Origin of the sequence: Bacteroides sp. AF32-8BH (genome assembly GCF_003435205.1) — a bacterium.
In the GTDB taxonomy this organism is placed as follows: Bacteria; Bacteroidota; Bacteroidia; order Bacteroidales; family Bacteroidaceae; genus Bacteroides; species Bacteroides ovatus.
The window spans coordinates 1-21,023 of record NZ_QVLZ01000021.1; the positions used below are offsets into that span (position 1 = coordinate 1).

The 21,023-nt window shown below is 43.4% G+C and carries 15 protein-coding genes; 13 read left to right on the forward strand and 2 right to left on the reverse strand.

Going from position 1 to position 21,023, the window contains the following annotated elements; translation table 11 throughout:
- The first annotated feature begins 177 nt into the window (after nt 1-177).
- The 7 genes from DWZ47_RS15830 (at nt 178) to DWZ47_RS15860 (ending at nt 9,627) form a co-directional block, all read left to right on the forward strand.
- Entirely contained in the window at nt 178-2,259 is a 2,082-nt protein-coding gene (locus tag DWZ47_RS15830) for a BT4734/BF3469 family protein (protein ID WP_004309440.1), read from the forward strand.
- 78 nt (nt 2,260-2,337) lie between these two features.
- Entirely contained in the window at nt 2,338-3,471 is a 1,134-nt protein-coding gene (locus tag DWZ47_RS15835; RefSeq protein WP_004298276.1) for an AAA family ATPase, read from the forward strand.
- Between the two features lie 120 nt (nt 3,472-3,591).
- Nucleotides 3,592-5,427: an ABC transporter ATP-binding protein gene (locus tag DWZ47_RS15840; protein ID WP_004307414.1), complete on the forward strand. Its 1,836-nt coding sequence runs from the start codon at nt 3,592-3,594 to the stop codon at nt 5,425-5,427.
- Nucleotides 5,428-5,441: 14 nt separating this feature from the next.
- On the forward strand, nt 5,442-6,245 hold the full coding sequence (locus tag DWZ47_RS15845; RefSeq protein WP_004307413.1) for a polysaccharide deacetylase family protein: 804 nt from the start codon (nt 5,442-5,444) through the stop codon (nt 6,243-6,245).
- On the forward strand, nt 6,242-7,198 hold the full coding sequence (locus DWZ47_RS15850) for a glycosyltransferase family 2 protein (protein ID WP_004309442.1): 957 nt from the start codon (nt 6,242-6,244) through the stop codon (nt 7,196-7,198). The genes DWZ47_RS15845 and DWZ47_RS15850 overlap by 4 nt, the downstream gene beginning before the upstream one ends.
- Nucleotides 7,182-7,601, forward strand: coding sequence for a GtrA family protein (locus DWZ47_RS15855; protein ID WP_004298272.1), 420 nt, complete (start codon nt 7,182-7,184; stop codon nt 7,599-7,601). The genes DWZ47_RS15850 and DWZ47_RS15855 overlap by 17 nt, the downstream gene beginning before the upstream one ends.
- 46 nt (nt 7,602-7,647) lie before the next feature.
- Complete coding sequence (locus DWZ47_RS15860; protein ID WP_117513745.1) at nt 7,648-9,627, forward strand: LTA synthase family protein; 1,980 nt, start codon at nt 7,648-7,650, stop codon at nt 9,625-9,627.
- Here DWZ47_RS15860 and DWZ47_RS15865 read toward each other — a convergent pair.
- Together DWZ47_RS15865 and DWZ47_RS15870 are read right to left on the reverse strand one after the other, a co-directional pair.
- Nucleotides 9,614-11,386, reverse strand: coding sequence for an ArnT family glycosyltransferase (locus DWZ47_RS15865; RefSeq protein WP_004322482.1), 1,773 nt, complete (start codon nt 11,384-11,386; stop codon nt 9,614-9,616). The two genes, DWZ47_RS15860 and DWZ47_RS15865, sit on opposite strands and share 14 nt — an antisense overlap.
- Nucleotides 11,387-11,415: 29 nt before the next feature.
- Nucleotides 11,416-12,051 (reverse strand): viroplasmin family protein, encoded by a 636-nt coding sequence (locus DWZ47_RS15870; RefSeq protein ID WP_004298269.1) that lies wholly within the window; start codon nt 12,049-12,051, stop codon nt 11,416-11,418.
- 140 nt (nt 12,052-12,191) lie between these two features.
- Here DWZ47_RS15870 and DWZ47_RS15875 point away from each other — a divergent pair, with 140 nt between their 5' ends.
- The 6 genes from DWZ47_RS15875 to speA all read left to right on the forward strand — a co-directional run bounded on the left by DWZ47_RS15875 (nt 12,192) and on the right by speA (nt 21,009).
- The gene (locus DWZ47_RS15875) at nt 12,192-12,794 is read left to right on the forward strand and encodes a nitroreductase family protein (RefSeq protein ID WP_032842880.1); all 603 of its coding nucleotides are present in this window, start codon (nt 12,192-12,194) and stop codon (nt 12,792-12,794) included.
- Between the two features lie 115 nt (nt 12,795-12,909).
- Nucleotides 12,910-13,437 (forward strand): shikimate kinase, encoded by a 528-nt coding sequence (locus DWZ47_RS15880; protein ID WP_117513747.1) that lies wholly within the window; start codon nt 12,910-12,912, stop codon nt 13,435-13,437.
- Between the two features lie 256 nt (nt 13,438-13,693).
- On the forward strand, nt 13,694-16,192 hold the full coding sequence (locus tag DWZ47_RS15885) for a tetratricopeptide repeat protein (protein ID WP_117513749.1): 2,499 nt from the start codon (nt 13,694-13,696) through the stop codon (nt 16,190-16,192).
- A gap of 9 nt (nt 16,193-16,201) precedes the next feature.
- The gene (locus DWZ47_RS15890) at nt 16,202-17,968 is read left to right on the forward strand and encodes an HSP90 family protein (protein WP_004309447.1); all 1,767 of its coding nucleotides are present in this window, start codon (nt 16,202-16,204) and stop codon (nt 17,966-17,968) included.
- An 8-nt stretch (nt 17,969-17,976) separates the two neighbouring features.
- Nucleotides 17,977-19,047 carry a hypothetical protein gene (locus DWZ47_RS15895; protein ID WP_117513751.1) on the forward strand — a complete coding sequence of 357 codons (1,071 nt, stop codon included), beginning with the start codon at nt 17,977-17,979 and terminating at the stop codon, nt 19,045-19,047.
- 69 nt (nt 19,048-19,116) lie between these two features.
- The gene (gene speA, locus DWZ47_RS15900; protein WP_004307404.1) at nt 19,117-21,009 is read left to right on the forward strand and encodes a biosynthetic arginine decarboxylase; all 1,893 of its coding nucleotides are present in this window, start codon (nt 19,117-19,119) and stop codon (nt 21,007-21,009) included.
- Nucleotides 21,010-21,023: the final 14 nt, after the last annotated feature.

The following is a 21,023-nucleotide window of genomic DNA, read 5'->3' on the forward strand; positions in this document are numbered from 1 at the left end:
AGATTATTTATTCACAATAGAAGAAGTACCACCAAATTTGACGAAGAACCCAAATCATTACTAGTGGACGTGCGTTTGGGAGGTGTCAAATTTGTTTATACGGGATATTAACCGTACATTTGTCTGTGGTAATAATCGCCCTACAAACACATGCAGGACAAATAAATTAATTAAGCAATGAGAATAACATTGGTAAGAGACGATGGCAAGGTGAACACTATGCGTACGTTAAGAATCGAACAGCTCGTAGAGCAAATGAAAGTGGAAACCAAAGCACAGTCTGTTTCAAAAATGAGAGAAGTCCTGCCTTTTATGCTTCCGGGTGATAAAAATGACTATGTGCAGAAAGTGCAGAAGGTGATACCTGCAGCGGCCTTTTTCCGCAAAGACGGAATAACGACCATGAGTGAATACAACGGAATTGTGATGATTCAGGTGAATAACTTATCCGGGAATATGGAAGCGGATGAAGTGAAAGAGCGGGTGAGGGAGCTGCCGCAAACTTATTTAGCTTTCACCGGTTCTTCCGGAAAGTCAGTGAAGATATGGGTCCGTTTTACTTATCCCAATGACCTTTTACCGGAAACCCGTGAACAGGCAGAGCTTTTTCATGCACACGCCTATCGGTTGGCTGTGAAATTCTATCAGCCCCAACTTCCTTTTGATATCGAACTGAAAGAACCTTCATTGGAACAATATTGTCGCTGGACTTTTGATCCGGATTTGTATTTTAATCCCGAAGCGATGCCTATTTATATGAAACAACCTGTGGCTATGCCGGGCGAAACCACTTATCGTGAACGGGTGCAAACGGAAACTTCACCATTGCAACGGCTTGCACCGGGGTATGAAAGATGTGATGCGCTTTCTGTTCTTTTTGAAGCAGCCTTCGCACGTGCACTGGATGAGGAGGATGGTTATCAACCGGAAGAAGGTGATAAACAGTCTTTGTTGATAAATCTGGCCGGGTATTGTTTTCGCGCCGGTATTCCTGAAGAAGATACGGTGCGATGGTGTCGGGCGCATTATCGTTTGCCAAAAGATGATACATTGGTTCGGGGGACTGTACGGAATGTATATCGGACTTCAGAGGGATTTGCGAGTAAGAGCAGCCTGTTGCCGGAACAATTATTTGTCATGCAGATGGATGAGTTTATGAAACGGCGTTATGATTTCCGTTTCAACCAACTAACGTCACAAGTGGAATGTCGCGAACGGAATAGCTTTAATTTTTATTTTCTTCCGGTGGATAAACGGTTGATGGCAAGCATTACAATGAATGCACAATATGAGGGGCTTAAACTTTGGGATAAAGATGTCGTGCGTTTCCTGAATTCGGATCATGTACCGGTTTATCAACCTATTGAAGAGTTTCTTTATGACCTTCCTCGTTGGAACGGTAAGGATTATATTGGCAATTTAGCCAAACGGGTTCCTTGTGACCATCCTTATTGGACTCAATTGTTTCGTCGTTGGTTTCTTAGTATGGTCGCACATTGGCGTGGGATGGGTAAGAATCATGCGAATAGCACTTCGCCTATATTGATAGGCCCGCAAGCTTATCGTAAGTCTACATTTTGCCGCTTGATCTTACCACCATGTTTACAGGCATATTATACGGACAGTATCGATTTCAGTCGGAAACGGGATGCTGAACTGTATTTGAATCGCTTTTTATTGATTAATATGGATGAGTTCGATCAGATTGGCATCAGTCAGCAGTCTTTTCTCAAGCATATTCTGCAAAAGCCTGTTGTCAATACGCGACGTCCGAATGCTTCGGCAGTGGAGGAACTCCGCCGGTACGCTTCTTTTATAGGCACAAGTAATCATAAGGATCTGTTGACGGATACTTCCGGCAGTCGCCGTTTTATCGGTGTCGAGGTGACGGGAGTGATAGATGTGGTCCGCCCTATTGATTATGAGCAGTTATATGCACAGGCAATGGCTGCATTGCGGAGTAATGAGCGCTATTGGTTTGATGAAAAAGAGGAGGCGATTATGACGGAGGCTAACCGGGAGTTTGAACAGTCGCCGGCGATTGAACAATTGTTTCAGGTATATTACCGGGCAGCGGAAGAGGAAGAAGAGGGAGAATGGTTGCTTGCTGCGGATATATTGCAGCGGATACAAAAGGCAAGTAAAATGAAATTCTCTGCCGGACAAGTTAATTATTTCGGACGTATATTGCAGAGGCTGAGAGTAAAGTCGTTTAGGAAAACACGTGGGGTTTATTATCATGTGATGCCTGTAGAGTAAGGATGATGATGAAATAATGTATAGTAGATGGCTTTTATTATTTTATAATAATTATCTTTGCGTAATAACGTGAGATGTATGAAGACTATGATAAGAAATCCTTTTATAACAAGCGGATATGTCTCTGCTGATTATTTTTGCGATCGCCGTTTTGAGAGCGAACAGTTGGTGCGCGAGGTGATGAATGGGAATAATTTGGCTCTTGTCTCTACCCGGCGAATGGGAAAAACAGGGCTGATCCGTCATTGCTTTCAGTTTCCTGAAATTAAACAGGGTTACTATACCTTTTTTATTGATATATATGATAGCCGTTCATTGCGTGATTTGGTCTTTGCACTTAGTAAGGAGATTTTGGAAGTACTGAAACCTATGGGGAAGAAAGCTTTGCATGGCTTTTGGGAATGTGTAAAATCTTTGCAGGCTAGTATCTCTTTTGATGTGAATGGTATGCCTTCTTTGAATCTGGGATTAGGAGATATACAAGCTCCGGCTACTACGCTTGATGAAATCTTCCGGTATTTAGAGCAAGCGGATAAGCCTTGTTTGATTGCTATTGATGAATTTCAGCAGATTACTGGATATGTGGAGAAAAATGTAGAGGCTACTCTCCGGACTTATGTGCAGCATTGTAATAATGCGCGTTTCATTTTTGCCGGGAGCCAGCGACATGTGATGGGGAATATGTTTTTGACGCCTTCCAGACCTTTTTATCAAAGTGTGTCAATGATGCATTTGGAAAGTATTCCTTTAGAAGAATATATTCGTTTTGCAAGTATGCATTTCAAACGTGCAGGCAAAGAAATAGAGGAAAGTGCTGTTACCACAGTTTATCAACAGTTTGAAGGAATCACATGGTATATACAAAAAGTATTGAATACACTTTATGATATGACCCCGGAGTACGGAGTTTGTAAAGTGGGAATGGTGTCAGGGGCTATTCGGCAGATTATTGATTCATTCAGATATACTTATTCGGAAATTCTTTTTCGTTTGCCGGAGAAACAAAAGGAACTGCTAATTGCTATCACTAAAGAAGGAAGGGCTAAAGCTCTCACTTCCGGCACTTTTATTAAAAAATACAAACTGGCTTCTGCTAGTTCAGTTCAGGCAGCACTAAAAGGGTTGCTGGAAAAGGATTTTGTGACTCAGGAAATGGGTATTTGTCAAATATATGATCGTTTCTTGGGTATTTGGCTGAAAGAGAATTATTAAGTCATATTTCATTTATTGAAGAGGGCTTTTCGATAAATCGCGTTAATAATTAATAGAAACTGCTGCCTGTTAATCTGTTTTATTGTATCTTTGCGGTCTTAACTTTTTTAATGGTAAATAATGAAGGAATTTCTACAACTAATGCGACGTTTTGTGTCGCCTTATAAGAAGTATATCGGCTGGGCTATTTTGCTGAATATTTTGTCTGCTGTATTCAATGTGTTCTCATTTACTTTTTTGATTCCTATCTTGAGTATTCTGTTTAAAACAGAAGGAGCAGATAAGGTGTACCATTTTATGGAATGGGGTAGTGGCGATTTAGCAGATGTTGCCAAGAATAACTTCTATTATTACATCTCTCAGATGATTGTGGATAATGGTCCCACTGTAGCTCTTATTTTCTTGGGACTATTCCTGATGGTGATGACATTGTTTAAAACCGGTTGTTACTTTGCTTCTTCAGCCGTGATGATTCCATTACGTACAGGAGTGGTACGTGATATTCGTATTATGGTGTATGCTAAGGTAATGCGTCTGCCGATGTCTTTCTTCTCGGAAGAAAGAAAGGGAGATATTATAGCTCGTATGAGTGGTGATGTGGGGGAAGTGGAAAATTCCATTACCAGTTCATTGGATATGTTGATGAAAAGCCCGATTCTGATTATTATATATTTTGTGACATTGGTTACGGTTAGTTGGCAGTTGACTCTTTTTACTATCATTGTATTACCGGGAATGGGTTGGTTGATGGGAGTCGTCGGAAGAAAACTGAAACGTCAATCACTGGAAGCACAGGCTAAGTGGAGTGATACGATGTCACAATTAGAAGAAACACTGGGAGGCTTGCGCATCATCAAGGCTTTTATTGCGGAAGATAAAATGATTAACCGCTTCACCAAATGTAGCAACGAGCTCCGGGATGCGACAAACAAGGTTGCTATACGTCAGGCTATGGCTCATCCGATGAGTGAGTTCTTAGGAACGATTCTGATTGTAGCTGTATTGTGGTTTGGAGGTACATTGATTTTAGGAAAGAATGCAACCATCGATGCTCCTACATTCATCTTCTATATGGTTATCTTATATAGTGTAATCAATCCATTGAAAGACTTTGCTAAAGCGGGATACAACATTCCGAAAGGGTTGGCTTCCATGGAACGTGTGGACAAAATCCTGAAGGCAGAGAATAAGATTAAGGAAATTCCGAATCCGAAACCGTTGAAAGGTTTGAATGATAGAATCGAATTTAAAGATATCTCTTTCAGCTATGATGGTAAAAGAGAGGTGTTGAAGCATGTAAACCTGACAGTTCCCAAAGGAAAAACAATCGCACTGGTTGGGCAATCGGGATCCGGTAAATCTACATTAGTCGATTTGTTGCCGCGTTATCACGATGTACAGGAAGGTGATATTACCATTGACGGAACAAGTATTCGTGATGTACGTATTGCGGATTTGCGCAGTTTGATTGGTAATGTAAACCAGGAGGCTATTCTGTTTAATGATACATTCTTCAATAACATTGCTTTTGGCGTGGAGAATGCGACAATGGAACAAGTTATAGAGGCGGCGAAGATTGCCAATGCGCATGATTTCATTATGGAGAAACCGGAAGGATATAATATGAATATCGGTGACCGTGGCGGAAAATTGTCCGGTGGTCAGCGTCAGCGTATCAGTATTGCGCGTGCTATTTTGAAGAATCCTCCGATTCTGATTCTTGATGAGGCTACTTCTGCTTTGGATACCGAATCAGAACGTCTTGTACAGGAAGCGTTGGAACGTTTGATGAAAACACGTACGACGATTGCTATTGCCCACCGTCTTTCTACTATTAAAAATGCAGATGAAATCTGTGTACTGTATGAGGGTGAGATTGTGGAACGTGGTAAGCATGAAGAACTCATTGAGTTAAACGGTTACTATAAACGTCTGCATGATATGCAGCAGTTGTAATTCTTGATATTGCAATGATATTATTAAGTTTTGATACAGAAGAATTTGATGTACCTCGCGAGCATGGTGTAGACTTTCCGTTGGATGAAGCAATGAAAGTGTCAGTCTATGGTACAAATCGGATACTGGACTGCCTGAAAAACAACGGGGTGAAAGCTACTTTCTTTTGTACAAGCAATTTTGCAGAAAATGCGCCGGAAGTGATGCGGCGCATTATGGACGAAGGACATGAAGTTGCTGCGCATGGATGTGACCATTGGCAGCCACAGGCTTCGGATGTCAGTCGTTCAAAAGAAATTCTGGAACGTCTTACCGGCAGGACGATACAAGGTTATCGCCAGCCGCGTATGTTCCCCGTATCAGATACGGAACTTGAACGGATGGGGTATGTATATAACTCCTCATTGAATCCCGCATTTATCCCCGGAAGATATATGCATTTGTCGGAGCCCCGTACCTGCTTTATGACAGGTAAGTTACTTCAAATCCCGGCTTCTGTAACTCCGTGGATTCGCTTCCCGCTATTCTGGTTGTCTTGTCATAATCTGCCGATGTGGCTGTATCAACTCCTGGTAAACCGGGTATTGAAGCATGACGGATATTTTGTGACTTATTTCCACCCGTGGGAATTCTACCCGTTGGGTGAACATCCTGAATTTAAGATGCCTTTTATTATCCGCAATCATTCCGGTAAAGGAATGGAGGAACGTCTGGATATGCTTATCCGCAAACTGAAAGAAAAAGGATATGCTTTTATGACTTACTCGGAATTTGCACAGATAAAACTGGCTGAACTAAATAAACCGGACGAAAAATGATAAAATTGGCTATTGTATCCCCCTGCTATAATGAGGAGGAAGTGTTGGAAGATTCGGCCGCCCGTTTGACAGCCTTGTTTGATGAGTTGGTGGCGAAAGAAAAAATCAGTGCCGACAGCTTTGTGCTCTTTGTGAATGATGGCAGCAAAGATCGTACATGGAGCATCATTAAGAAATTGCACGGGACGAATCCTTATATAAAAGGAATGAATCTGGCACGGAACGTGGGACATCAGTATGCGATCATGGCCGGTATGATGACCGCTAAAGACTGGAGTGATGCCGTTATTACCATTGATGCCGATTTGCAGGATGATCTGAATGCGATTGAGGAGATGATCGATGCTTATACGCAAGGATATGATGTTGTATATGGAGTGAAAGTATCTCGTCAGGCAGACCCCGTATTGAAACGTCTTTCTGCAACAGCCTTTTATAAATTACAGCACCGGATGGGAGTGGAGACTATCTACAATCATGCGGATTTTCGTTTTCTAAGCCGGAGAGTGCTGGAACAGTTGTCTCATTATCAGGAACGCAATGTCTATCTGCGTGGTATTATCCCGTTGCTGGGTTTCCCTTCTACTACGGTAGATGATGTGATTCGGGAACGGACAGCCGGAACTTCCAAATATACAGTGAGAAAGATGTTCAGTCTGGCTTTGGACGGGATAACCTCTTTCTCGGTAAAGCCCATTTACGGAATTGTTTATCTGGGAGGTATCTTTGTTTTTATCAGTATTTTGATTGGAATCTATGTTCTTTACGCATTGATTTCGGGTACTGCGGAACATGGCTGGGCCTCTTTGATGTTGTCTATCTGGTTTGTTGGCGGGGTTGTTTTATTATCCATAGGAGCTGTCGGACTGTATATTGGCAAGATTTATAAAGAGGTAAAACGTCGTCCGCTCTATAATGTGGAAGAAGTGTTGTACGATGATCAGAATAAGTAAGGCTATACTTGAGAAGCACCCGGATTGGCGGGATAAGTTCTGGCAATTTGTTCGTTTTGGAGTTGTCGGCACTATATCTTCAGCCATTCATTACGGCGTATATTGCCTGGTCTTGTTGGTTGCGAATGCCAATATCTCCTTTACGGCTGGTTATGCTGTAGGATTTGTCTGCAACTACTTCCTGACTACTTTCTTCACCTTTCGTTCCAAACCATCCTCGCATAATGCGATCGGCTTTGGTTTTAGTCATCTGATTAATTACCTGCTTGAGATCGGCTTACTGAATCTCTTCCTCTGGATAGGGGCGGGTGAACTGCTTGCACCGATACTGGTAATGATTATCGTGGTGCCTATCAATTTCCTGATTCTTCATTTCGTTTATATCTATAAAGGGAGGAAATAACACTATTCAATCCCTTTCATTTAATTCATAAAAAGAAAAGGCTATTATGAAACGTTTTCTAAATCTTATTGTATATATACTTACCATACATGTTTCGGCTTTACTGATCGCAGGACTGTTTCGCCTGGTACTTTTTATCTCATCTTATCATCAGTTGACCTCTGAAGCCTTGTCGGATAAGACACTTCCGATGCTTGCTTTTGTGCATGGTGTCTGGTTTGACAATGTGATAGGCTGTTACATACTTCTGTTGCCTCTGGTAGTTGCGGTGGTATGTGGAGTTTGCAACTATTATGGGAAAGCGTTGTTCCGTTTCTTTACGATCTTTTTCAGTGTCTTTTATGGATTGGTTTATTTAATCAGTGCGTCAGACATTCCTTATTTTGCCTATTTCTTTAAACATATCAACTCTTCCATATTCGAATGGTTCGGTTATGCGGGAACTACCGCCGGAATGATATTGGGGGAAAGTGCCTATTATCTGTCCATCGGATTATTCCTTCTCTTTCTGGCCGGATTCGTAGTTTGGCTTATCTATCTGGCACGTTATTTCCATCATCGTAGCCTTACCATTTCCGCTCCGTTTCCTTATTGGAAGCGAGGAGGGGCGGTTCTGATCGGTGCTTGCTTAATCGGACTCTGCATCTTTGGAATCCGGGGGCGTACAGGCTATAACCCGATCAAAGTAAGTGCGGCATATTTCTGTCAGGATGCTTTTCTCAATCAACTGGGAGTAAGTCCTACTTTTAACCTGCTGACGAGTGTGATGGATGATATGAGGCCTGAAAATAAATACTTGCATCTGATGGATGAGCAGGAAGCCATCACCAAGGCGCAAGCTCTGCTCAACCGTCCGGGAGATGCGAATGTTTCCCCGTTGGCTGTTTACAGGCATGCTGCAAAAGCGGATAGCGTGCAACAACGCCGTCCTAATGTCGTCTTGATTATGATGGAGTCTATGTCCGCCAAGTTTATGAAGCATTTCGGGCAATCGGAGACTTTGACTCCTTTCCTGGATAGCCTGTATACCCGTTCTATTAGTTTCCGCAATTTCTATTCGGCAGGAATCCATACGAACCATGGTTTGTATGCCACCTTGTATTCTTTTCCGGCTATGATGAAACGGAACCTGATGAAAGGCTCTGTCATTCCCCGCTATTCGGGACTGCCTACCGTACTGAAAGAAAACGGCTATTACAACCTTTTCTTTATGACGCATGAAGGGCAGTATGATAATATGAACGCTTTCTTTCGGACGAACGGCTATGATGAAGTGTTTTCACAAGAAGACTATCCGGCTGATAAGGTTGTGAATAGCTTTGGAGTGCAGGATGATTTCTTGTATGACTATGCAATTCCGGTATTGAATCAGCGGGCTGCCACCGGACAACCGTTTTTTGCTACTTTACTGTCCATCAGTAATCATCCGCCGTATGTGATACCTCCTTTCTTCCATCCGAAAACAAGTGAACCGGAGATGCAGATCGTTGAGTATGCGGATTGGGCTTTGCGTCAGTTCTTTGAAGAGGCGCGTAAACAACCCTGGTTTGATAATACGATATTCGTATTGGAAGGAGATCATGGCAAACTGGTGGGAGACGCCGAATGTGAACTACCGGAATCTTATAATCATATTCCACTGATGATTTACTCCAGCCGTATTCAGCCGGAAGAGAAAACAGCATTTGGCGGTCAGGTAGATATACAGCCAACGATATTAGGGTTGTTGAATATTGATTATTTACAGAATAATTTTGGAGTGGACTTGCTGAAGGAAGAACGTCCCTGTATGTTCTATACTGCTGACAATATGGTGGTGGGACGCAATGACACGTTACTCTATCTTTATAATTACGAGACTCAGCAGGAACTTACTTATCATATCGGTAACGGCAAATTGAATGCTGTTCCAATGGATGATAGCTTTTTTCCTTTGAAAGAATATAGTTTTTCCATGCTCCAATCGGCGGAGTTCCTTGTGAAGCATGGAAAAACGCTTAATTCTATACCTTTTACTCAACAATAGGAGTCGTTTCGTTATTTTCAGGCTGTTGGTTTTTAACGAACTTGTATATCTTGGCTATTTGCCGGAGTACTCGTTTAGGGGATTCATATACCTCCTCAAACTGATACCCTTCTTTCTCGAATTCGGGAAGATATTTCTCTGCATCATTCGTGCCGATTAACAAGAAACCTTCCGAAGGACGTTTCTCATAGAAGTTGTCGAGACGATTGTGCAGATAGAAATTGAGTTCGAAATAATGTACGGGGTCACCTGCTGCATGCAGACTTTCTTCAATGAATTCGTACATCGTTCCTTCGCTTTCCGGCGCAACCTTTTCTATTTCTGTAGCAATGAATTTGACCGACTTCGAATTTAATGCTGCCGGCTGATAAGCACCGTCCAATGCAAGGTATAATCCCATTGTAAGCACAACGAGAGCGTATAGGAAGCGGTTGTTCAATGCATTTTTCCGTTGATAGAACCACCAGTAGATACCGAGAATGGTAGGAATGGCAATCAGGAATAAGGCTCCTGCTCCGCTGATATTCTGTATTGCACGCATGAAATTAATATTGTCCTGCGCGTGACGACCCTGGAAAATAGTTTCAGGGATGAGTCCGCATTTTAATACGATGAAGCAGGTGAACAGTAGCAGGCTGATTACTGCAAGAATACTTCCGTATACCTTGATGACTTTAGATTGCTTCTTGACCAGATAGAATAGATATTTGGCAAGGAAATAAGCAATGAAAGGATAGATCGGCATCAGATATACACTACGTTTGCTCTGCGGAATACAGTAGAAGACGAAGATTACAACGATACTGGTGAAAGAGAATAAATCCACCGGGTCCATATTCTTTATCCATGTGGTGAAGCGTTTCCACCAGGCTGCCGGTTGGATGCTGAATTTATGGTAAGTCAGGCTGAACAGGGAGAGCACGACTAACAGTGTCCAGGGAACGTATCCGGCAAATAGGGTCACAAAATTATAATGCCAGGGGTTCACGCATGAATTGTAACTCATGGTATTAGTCATACGACCGAAGTTTTCTTCCATAACTAATGCCAGGAACTCTTCTCCACCTTGTTGGTAAGCAGCGACATACCAGCAGAAAGGCAGGATGAGTGAAAGAATGGCCCAGGCGGAAAGTAACAAGAATGCTTTGAAGAAGTTGACACCCCGGAGTAACAAGAAGATGCCTACCACTAAACATGGAATGATAGTACCTACCGGTCCTTTAGTCAGTGTGCCGCAGCTCATCAGGAGAATGGCCAGCCAGGGAATACCTTTGAGTCCCTTCTCATACCATTTGTAGAGACAATACAGAGCGCCAACGGTGAGCGCTGTCAATACCATATCCACCCGGCAGTTTGCTCCGGCCCGGTGCAGCTCAAAATTAGTCAGGGTAATAAAGGCGGCCAACAACGCCAGTTCCACTCCTTTTCTTTTGGCAAAGAACAGAAAGCCGCAGAGGGTCATGGCGATCAGGGCGATGGCAGACGGCAAGCGGGAGGTCATTTCTGTGACTTGCCCTCCATTCACTGCTGCCGAAACAGCGGCTATGCTCCAGTGGAAGAAAGGCGGTTTGTAAGCCATTTCTCCTCCGTTGTTTCTGGGTAAAATCCAGTTTCCGCTATCCAGCATGGAGTAGGAGACAATAGATTCGCGAGGCTCCCCTTTGGTGTGGTACTCCGATAAACCGAGGAAAGGCAGGATAGTAACTACGCAAATGACTAGTAACAGCCAGAAAGCTTTGTTTGAAGTCAATGTTTTCATCTTTATCTTATATTGAAATTTATGTTCTTTTATTTTCTGCCGAAGTCGGCCGGAATTTCTCCCCATTCTTTCGTTTCCCATTTCAGAATACGGGTGGTATAGGTGTTTCCCTGCAACCATTTTTCTGCCCGTTCAATCAACAGAAAGAGTTCTTCTGTTTCCGGGGTTCGGGGGAGTTTGGTCTTGCACTTTTTCTGTCGCACCCAGCTGATGGCATTCGCGCTGTCACTGTAAATGGGCATATCGAAACCTTTCTTTTTCAGCAACGCCAAACCGTGTACGATGGCTAGAAACTCACCGATATTATTCGTGCCTTTCATCGGGCCGAAATGAAAAATCTCCTGACGGCTGGCAATGTGTACGCCGCGATATTCCATCGGTCCCGGATTACCGCTACAGGCTGCATCGACAGCCAGGCTATTGTCGATCACACAAGAAGGTAAAGTATCCGAAGAAGGTTTGGGACCTCCTGATTTAGCCTTTGCATTCTTGCCGATATAAGCATAGGGAGACATTGTCAACGCGCGTTCCGCTTCTTCGCGCGTGTCAAATGATTTGTATTTGGCAGCTTCATATCCTTTGATTTGAAGCTGGCAGTCTGTCCAGGAAGTATAAACTCCGGGGGTGACGCCTTCCCATACTACATAAAATTTCTGTTTAGCCATTTTTTCTGACGATAATTTTAGATAGTCAATGAATTGACGCTGCGAAGGTACAAATATATTCTCTAACTGAACAAGTTAGGGGGGCTACTTGTTATAAAAAAAAGAGAGTTTTAAGAATATAAAATAAGAAAGGAACTATGATGGAAAGATCTTTTAGTGAAGCTTTGAAACAACGTCGAACTTACTATTCAATTACTAATCAGTCACCTATATCCGATCAGGAGATCGAATGTATCGTTAATATGACCGTGCGCCATGTGCCGTCGGCATTCAATTCGCAATCTACCCGTGTGGTACTTCTATTGGGAGAATCGCATAAGAAATTGTGGCAGATTGTGAAGGACGCATTAAAGAAGATTGTACCGGCTGAAGCGTTTGTCAAGACAGAAGAGAAGATAGATCATTCCTTTGCCTGTGGTTATGGAACTGTACTGTTCTTTGAGGATCAAAAAGTGGTGAAAGGACTTCAGGAGGCTTTCCCGTCTTATCAGGAGAATTTCCCGGGATGGTCATTGCAGACTTCTGCCATGCACCAGTTAGCTATCTGGGTGATGCTCGAAGATGTAGGTTTCGGAGCGTCGCTGCAACACTATAACCCGTTGATTGATGAAGAAGTGCGCCGTGCATGGGATTTGCCGGAACATTGGCATCTGATTGCGGAAATGCCGTTCGGACTTCCTGTCGGCAAACCGGGTGAAAAAGAATTCCAGCCGCTTGAAGAACGGGTGAGAATCTTTAAATAAATCGGGAATGAAGAATGAATAATGAAGAATTGGATGGCATAATGGCTAAAATTCTTTATTCTTCATTCTTCATTCTTCATTAAATGATTAATTTTGTGAGCAAAATTAATCATTTATGGTTCGTATCTTCCTTACCGGCTATATGGGTGCCGGAAAAACGACGTTGGGTAAGGCTTTTGCCCGATATATGAATATACCGTTCATCGATCTGGACTGGTATATTGAAGAGCGTTTTCACAAAACCGTTGGAGAATTATTCATTGAACGAGGCGAAACAGGATTCAGGGAGCTGGAGAGAAATATGCTCCATGAAGTAGCCGAGTTTGAGAATGTGGTAATTTCGACGGGGGGTGGAGCGCCTTGTTTTTATGATAATATGGATTTTATGAACCGGACCGGAAAGACTGTTTTTCTGAAGGTGCATCCGGATGTGTTGTTCAGGCGCTTGCGTGTGGCTAAACAACAACGTCCTATTCTTCAGGGTAAAGAGGATGAAGAACTGAAAGCGTTCATTGTTCAGGCACTCGAGAAGCGTGCTCCTTTTTATCATCAGGCACAATATATCTTTAATGCAGACGAATTGGAAGATCGTTGGCAGATTGAAACATCGGTGCAATGTTTGCGACAACTTTTGGGATTGTAGAAGTAACAGTCGTTATATTTTGTGTAATCGTCATTTGGAAAGCTGTGAAATGTGTGTAATTTGTGCCTGATAATGAATGATTATTGGGAGGAATTTTGCTGTATTCAGAAATCAGGTAGTTGTAATGTTCTCTTTTTGTTGGAACTTCGTTTTTTTTGAGACTCTTGTTTGTGCATTCGGTCAATATTTGTACCTTGCACTCGTTATGAGATTTTTTATTGACTAGTAACACAAAATTAAGGTAAAGTTCTATATCATGAAAACTTTAAAAGAGAAATTTGGGGAGTTATCCGCTAAAATTAAAGCATCCGGACAGCCTGCAAGGGTATGGTTTCCGCAGTATACACCGGCTTCATTGTTAAGTGCGGAAAACTGGTGGGAAGCATTGGCTGTATGTGAATATGCTTTGGACACAAAAGAAGACGAGAAATTAACAGAAGATTTTTTTGAACTGATATTCAGTGCTTTTGACTGTAACGTAGAGGTGGAACTCAACGCGGAAGAATATGAATTCTGGTGGGAAAAGGTGATGCAGGTATGCGACCGTGTGGCAGAGTTTAGCGGTGCGGGATGGGCGCAGAAGGGTGCACAATATTCCGAAGCCCGTTATGGAAAGCGGGACATGAGTTATTTGTTTCCATACTACGAGAAGGCCGCCGATATGGGTTGGGCTGAAGCGGAAGCAACTGTTGCCTATTGGCGATACATGGGATTCTATTGCGAACAAGATAAAGAAGAGGGTGAACGGCGTTTTGCAGCTCTCACTTCTCCCGAAGCTATTTTATGGGGAAAGCATTATCGTGCTTTTGCCGAAGAATTTACAGGGGATAAAGCAAAGGCATTACAGATACGGAATGAACTGCTTGCCGAACTGCCTGAAGGAGAACGTTTGCGTGCTCATGTATATGCAGCGTTGGGGGATGCGCTCGACAGGGCGGAAGGTAACGTGGCAGAGGAAGCTGCTTATTACGAAAAAGCCCTGGAAATAGTTCCCAATCTTTATAGTCTTAAAAATCTGGCTACGCTTTATTTCCGTTACCCGGAACTGAATAAACCGAAAGAACTGAGCTTTGAACTTTGGGAAAAGGCTTGGCATGCCGGTGTGTGGTCTGCCGCCAATTTCCTGGGATATAACTATCAGGAGGAGGAATGGCTGGATATGCCTAAGGCGATTGAATGGCTGGAAAAGGGCATGCTTTATTGTGAACCCTACAGTGCGTATGAACTGGCATTGATCTACCTGTATAATGATGAATATAAGAACGTGGAACGTGGACTGATGTGTCTGAACCGTTGCGTGGAGGATGATTATATACAAGGTATCGAAGGACTGGCCAATATTTATTTCAACGGTGATTTGGTGCCGGAAGACATGAATCGCGCGAAAGAGTTGCTGGAGAAAGCCATTGAGTTGGGTTCGGGAAGTGCTGCTTATCGTTTGGGCTGGATGTATGAACGTGGCTTCTTGTCTGAAGAACCGGATTATGTGAAGGCTTTAGAGTTTTATGAAAAAGCGGCTTCACTGAATAATGCCGATGGGTATTGCCGTGTGGCTCTTTATCTGGCTAATGGATATAGCGGTGTGAAGGACCCTGTAAAATCAAGGGAATATTATGAAAAAGCGGCCGAACTGGGTGCTTGCTTTGCCCTTGTGGAACTGGCATTCTTATATGAGAATGGCGATGGAGTGGAGAAGAATTATGAAAAGTCATTTGAACTGATTAGCAAGGCTGCCGAACAGGGTTATCCTTATGCAATGTTCCGTGTAGGTCTTTATATGGAAAAGGGTGTTCTTGGTGAAGTGAAACCGGAAGAGGCTTTTACTTGGTATACAAAGGCAGCTGAAGCGGACGATAATGATGCGATCTTTGCTCTGGGGCGTTGCTATAGAGAAGGTATCGGAACGGAAGAAAACTGGGATAAGGCACTCGAATGGTTTAGTAAAGGGGCGGAAAAGAATGAAGCCCGTTGTCTGACGGAACTGGGGATGGCTTATGAGAATGGTAATGGCGTGGAAGAGAATCCACAGAAGGCAGTGGAATATATGATGAAGGCTGCCGAACAGGACTATGGCTATGCTCAGTTTAAGATGGGAGATTATTATTTCTTCGGTTGCGGTCCCTGTCTGGAAGATAATAAAACGGCAGTGGAATGGTATGAAAAGGCAGTGGCTAATGAGATTCCGATGGCTATGCTGCGTGTGGGTGAGTATTATCTGTATGACTATGATAGCCTGAATGAGTCGGAAAAGGCTTTTGCTTATTTCAAGAAAGCTGCCGAATATGAATGGTATAGTGAAGGACTGGGGATCTGTTATGAAATGGGTATCGGAGTGGAAGAGAATGAAACGGAAGCCTTTAAATATTATACACTGGCTGCGGATAATGGAAATACGACAAGTATGTATCGTACCGGACTTTGCTATTATAACGGAGTAGGTGTGAAACAGAATTATGCCGAGGCCTATCGCTGGTTCACGGATGCGGCGGGGAATGAGAATGTCGCTGCAATTTATTATCTGGGTAAGATGATGATGTATGGCGAAGGTTGTAACCCTGATCCGGAAACTGCGGTGCAATGGTTGCTGAAAGCTGCTGAGAAAAACAACGATAAAGCACAATTTGAACTTGGAAATGCCTATCTGACAGGAAATGGCGTCGAAGAAAACGATGAAATTGCAATGGAGTGGTTCGAAAAGGCCGCAGAGAATGGCAATGAGAAAGCTCTTAAAATCACCGGAAGGAGGAGGAAGTAAAAGAGGAACATGGAAAAAGAAGGGAATAATCTGTTTCAGGTCAATCTTAAAGGTATGATTGCCCTGTTATCAGAGCACATTTATAGTAACCCGAATACTTTTGTTCGCGAACTGTTGCAGAATTGCGTAGATGCCATCACGGCACTACGCAATATTGACGAGAATTATAAAGGTCGCATCGATGTCTTTCTGAATGAGGACAAGACAGTGGTATTTCGGGATAATGGTATCGGATTGAAAGAGGAGGAAGTTTATCGCTTTCTGACTGTTATCGGGGAGAGCTCAAAGCGGGATACTCCCGATGCGGACGATTTTATCGGAAGGTTCGGTATCGGATTGTTATCTTGTTTTGTGGTGACCAATGAAATCACCGTAGAGAGTCGTTCTGCAATGGGCGGACAGCCTGTTTGCTGGTGTGGAAAAGTGGATGGGACGTATCAGCTGACTTTATCAGACGAAGAACGGCCCATCGGGTCGCAGGTAGTATTGCACCCGAAAGGAGATTGGATGCATCTTTTTGAATATGAAACATTTAAGAAGATACTGGTCGGTTACGGAGAAATGCTGCCGTATCCTATCTATCTGCATTATCAGGGGGAAGAGGAGTTGGTAAATACGCCTTCGCCTGTATGGCTTGACCCGAAGGCGACTCGTAAGGAGTTGCTGGATTATGGGGCGAAAGTGTTTCAGTCGTCTGCTCTCGATGCTTTCCGGATCTATACTGAAAGCGGCAAGGTGGAAGGGGTGCTTTATGTCCTGCCTTTCCGTACACAATTTTCAGTGCGCAACTCTCATAAGGTCTATCTCAAACGTATGCTGTTGAGTGAGGATGATTGTAATCTGTTGCCGTCGTGGGCTTTCTTTATCCGTTGTCTGGTGAATGCGGACGGGTTGCTGTCTACCGCTTCCCGGGAGTCTTTGGTGAGTAATGACCAACTGAAAGATGCCCGGAAAGAGATCGGGGTGGCTATCAAGGATTATCTGCGGGGATTGGTGCAGAATGACCGTGCCATGTTCAACCGGATTCTGGATGTTCATCACTTTCATATCAAGGCGATTGCTTCGGAGGATAATGAATTGCTTCGTTTGTTTATGGATTATCTTCCTTTTGAAACCAATAAGGGTTTGCGTAGTTTTGGAAGTATTCGTTCGGCAAGCAATGTGATATGTTATACCAAGAATCTGGAGGATTTCCGGCAAGTGCGGCGTATAGCCGGAGCACAGGGTTGGCTGGTCGTGAATGCTGCTTATACGTTTGATGAAACGTTATTGAAAAAGTATGTCCGCCTGAATCCGGAACTTACTTTGGATGAAATATCTCCTTCACGGTTGCTGGAGCAGTTTGGTGAAGTGGAGGCGAACCAGGAGTTTCAGGCTTTTGAGGTGAAAGCGAACGAGTTGTTGAAGCGGTTTGGCTGTATCTGTCGTCTGAAGCATTTTACTCCGGTGGATATTCCGGTTATTTTTGTGGCGGAGGAAAAGGAGAATGCTGCTAAAAGTGCTAATAATCCGTTGGCGGCTGTACTGGGAGCTGTGAATACTACAAAGCAGATTCCGCCGACACTCACTTTCAATGCGGATAATGAAATGGTGCAGACCTTATTGCAAATACAAGGAGACAATAAACTGTTTCAGCATGTGGTGCATATATTGTATGTACAATCGCTTCTGCAAGGTAAATATCCGGTAAACAGCGAAGAAATGGAGCTTTTCAACCATTCGCTAAGTGAATTGATGACTTCGAAAATGAATGATTTTATAAATTTCCTGAATTAAAAAAGAGTATGAGATACACACTTGAAATACAAAAATTGCTGTTGCAGACACAGAATAACAACCTGCATCCCCGCGAAAAAGCCAATCTATTGAAAGAAGCTATCCGCATCGCCGATGAGAACGAAGATGTGGAATGGGCTACGGGGTTGAGACTGGATCTTATTTATGAACTGAATCTTCTTTCGGCGGATGCTGAAGAGATTACCGTGTTCTCTAAAATTCTGGATGATTACGAGAACCACAAGGATGTGATTAAGGAAGATGACTTGTTGTGGAAATATAAGTGGATATGGGCTTGTACGTTCGATCTTCCGGAGATCCCGATGGAGCAGGTACAGGCAATTGGGGAGGATTATAAAACCCGTATCCTCCGGAACGGATATTCTTTGCGGAGTTATTATCACCGCTGGTCTGTGGAATGTGTCTGGATGCGGCAGTATGACAAGGCGAAAGAATACATTGATAAAATGTTGAATGAGAAGATAGACGATCAGTCGTGTGAGGCTTGTGAATTGAACTTTATGCTGGATTATTATCTGGAAACGGGACAGTTTGATGAGGCTTACAGCCGCGCGCAACCGTTGATTAATAAGCAGGTCACTTGTTATGAAGCCAATTTGCGGGCCTATTTGAAGCTTGCTTATTATGCGCAGAAAGCAGGTAAACCGGAGATTGCCGCCGATATGTGTGCACGTGCCGAAGAAGCATTGGTGGGAAGAGAGAAGGATGAATATCTTTTGCTCTATCTGGGATTGTTTATTGCCTATTATATGATGACGAAGCCGGAAAGAGCTTGGGAATATGCCGAACGCTGTATCGGTTGGAGTTTGCGTACTAATACGCTGAAGAGTTATCGTTTCTCCTGTGATATGGTAGAGGCTCTGAAATATGAAACCCGTCCGGAAGTCTCGTTGTCTTTGCCGGAAGAGTTCCCGCTTTATCGTCCGGATGGAATTTATCAGGTAAACGAACTTCGCAATTATTTCTATCAACAGGCAGAAGAGCTGGCACGTCGCTATGACGCCCGTAACGGAAATAGTGGTTATATGGACCGTTTGAAAGATTTAATGTCTAATTAATTGCCAACATGTAGATTAATCCGTATTTTTGCCGTCCAATTATTTACTAAAAACACTGAATAACAGAAAATGAGAAAGTGGCGTATTGAAGATTCTGAGGAACTCTACAACATCACAGGTTGGGGTACCTCGTACTTTGGTATTAATGACAAAGGTCATGTAGTTGTTACACCTCGTAGAGACGGAGTGACTGTCGATCTGAAAGAACTGGTCGATGAGTTGCAATTGCGTGATGTGGCTTCTCCCATGTTGATACGTTTTCCGGATATTTTGGACAACCGTATTGAAAAGATGTCTTCCTGCTTTAAACAAGCGGCCGAAGAGTATGGTTATAAAGCCGAGAACTTTATAATTTATCCGATTAAGGTCAACCAAATGCGCCCGGTGGTGGAAGAGATTATCAGCCACGGAAAGAAGTTCAATCTCGGACTGGAAGCCGGTTCCAAACCGGAACTCCATGCAGTGATTGCGGTCAATACGGATTCTGACTCATTGATTGTCTGCAACGGATATAAAGACGAAAGTTACATCGAACTGGCTTTGCTTGCCCAGAAAATGGGTAAACGCATTTTCCTCGTTGTGGAGAAGATGAACGAACTGAAGCTGATTGCAAAGATGGCAAAACAGCTGAATGTGCAGCCTAACATCGGTATACGTATCAAACTCGCTTCCTCCGGTAGCGGAAAGTGGGAAGAGTCTGGAGGTGATGCCAGCAAATTCGGCTTGACTTCCAGTGAACTTCTCGAAGCGCTCGACTTCCTGGAGAGCAAAGGGATGAAGGATTGTTTGAAATTGATTCATTTCCATATCGGCAGTCAGGTGACAAAGATACGTCGTATCAAAACGGCTTTGCGTGAGGCTTCACAGTTCTACGTGCAGTTGCATTCGATGGGATTCAATGTGGAATTTGTAGATATTGGCGGTGGACTCGGAGTGGATTATGACGGAACCCGTTCGTCCAATAGCGAAGGCAGCGTGAATTATTCCATCCAGGAATATGTAAACGACTCTATTTCTACTTTGGTGGACGTGAGCGATAAAAATGGTATCCCACACCCGAATATCATAACGGAGAGTGGACGCGCATTGACGGCACATCATTCTGTTCTTATCTTTGAGGTACTTGAAACCGCTACATTGCCCGAATGGGATGATGAGGAAGAGATAGCTCCGGATGCACACGAATTGGTGCAGGAGTTATATGGAATCTGGGATTCGCTGAATCAGAATAAGATGTTGGAAGCATGGCACGATGCGCAGCAGATCAGAGAGGAAGCGCTGGACTTGTTCAGTCATGGAATCGTAGATCTGAAAACCCGTGCACAAATCGAGCGTCTGTATTGGTCTATTACACGTGAGATTAATCAGATTGCCGGCGGTTTGAAGCATGCGCCTGATGAATTCCGCGGACTGTCTAAGTTGCTTGCCGATAAATATTTCTGTAATTTCTCGCTCTTCCAGTCGCTTCCCGACTCTTGGGCGATTGACCAGATATTCCCGATCATGCCTATCCAGCGATTGGATGAGAAACCGGAACGTTCGGCTACTTTGCAGGATATTACTTGTGACTCGGACGGTAAGATTGCTAATTTTATTTCTACCCGTAACGTGGCTCATTATCTGCCTGTGCATACACTGAAGAAAACGGAACCTTACTATGTGGCTGTGTTCCTGGTCGGTGCTTATCAGGAGATTTTGGGAGATATGCATAATTTGTTCGGTGATACGAATGCCGTGCATGTTTCGGTGAACGAGAAAGGATATAATATCGAACAGATTATTGATGGAGAAACGGTAGCGGAGGTGTTGGACTATGTACAGTACAATCCGAAGAAGCTGGTACGTACACTCGAAACCTGGGTGACGAAGTCGGTGAAAGAAGGAAAGATCTCTTTGGAAGAAGGAAAAGAATTCCTTTCCAACTATCGTTCAGGGCTTTACGGATATACTTATTTGGAATAACCGGCAAGGTGCCG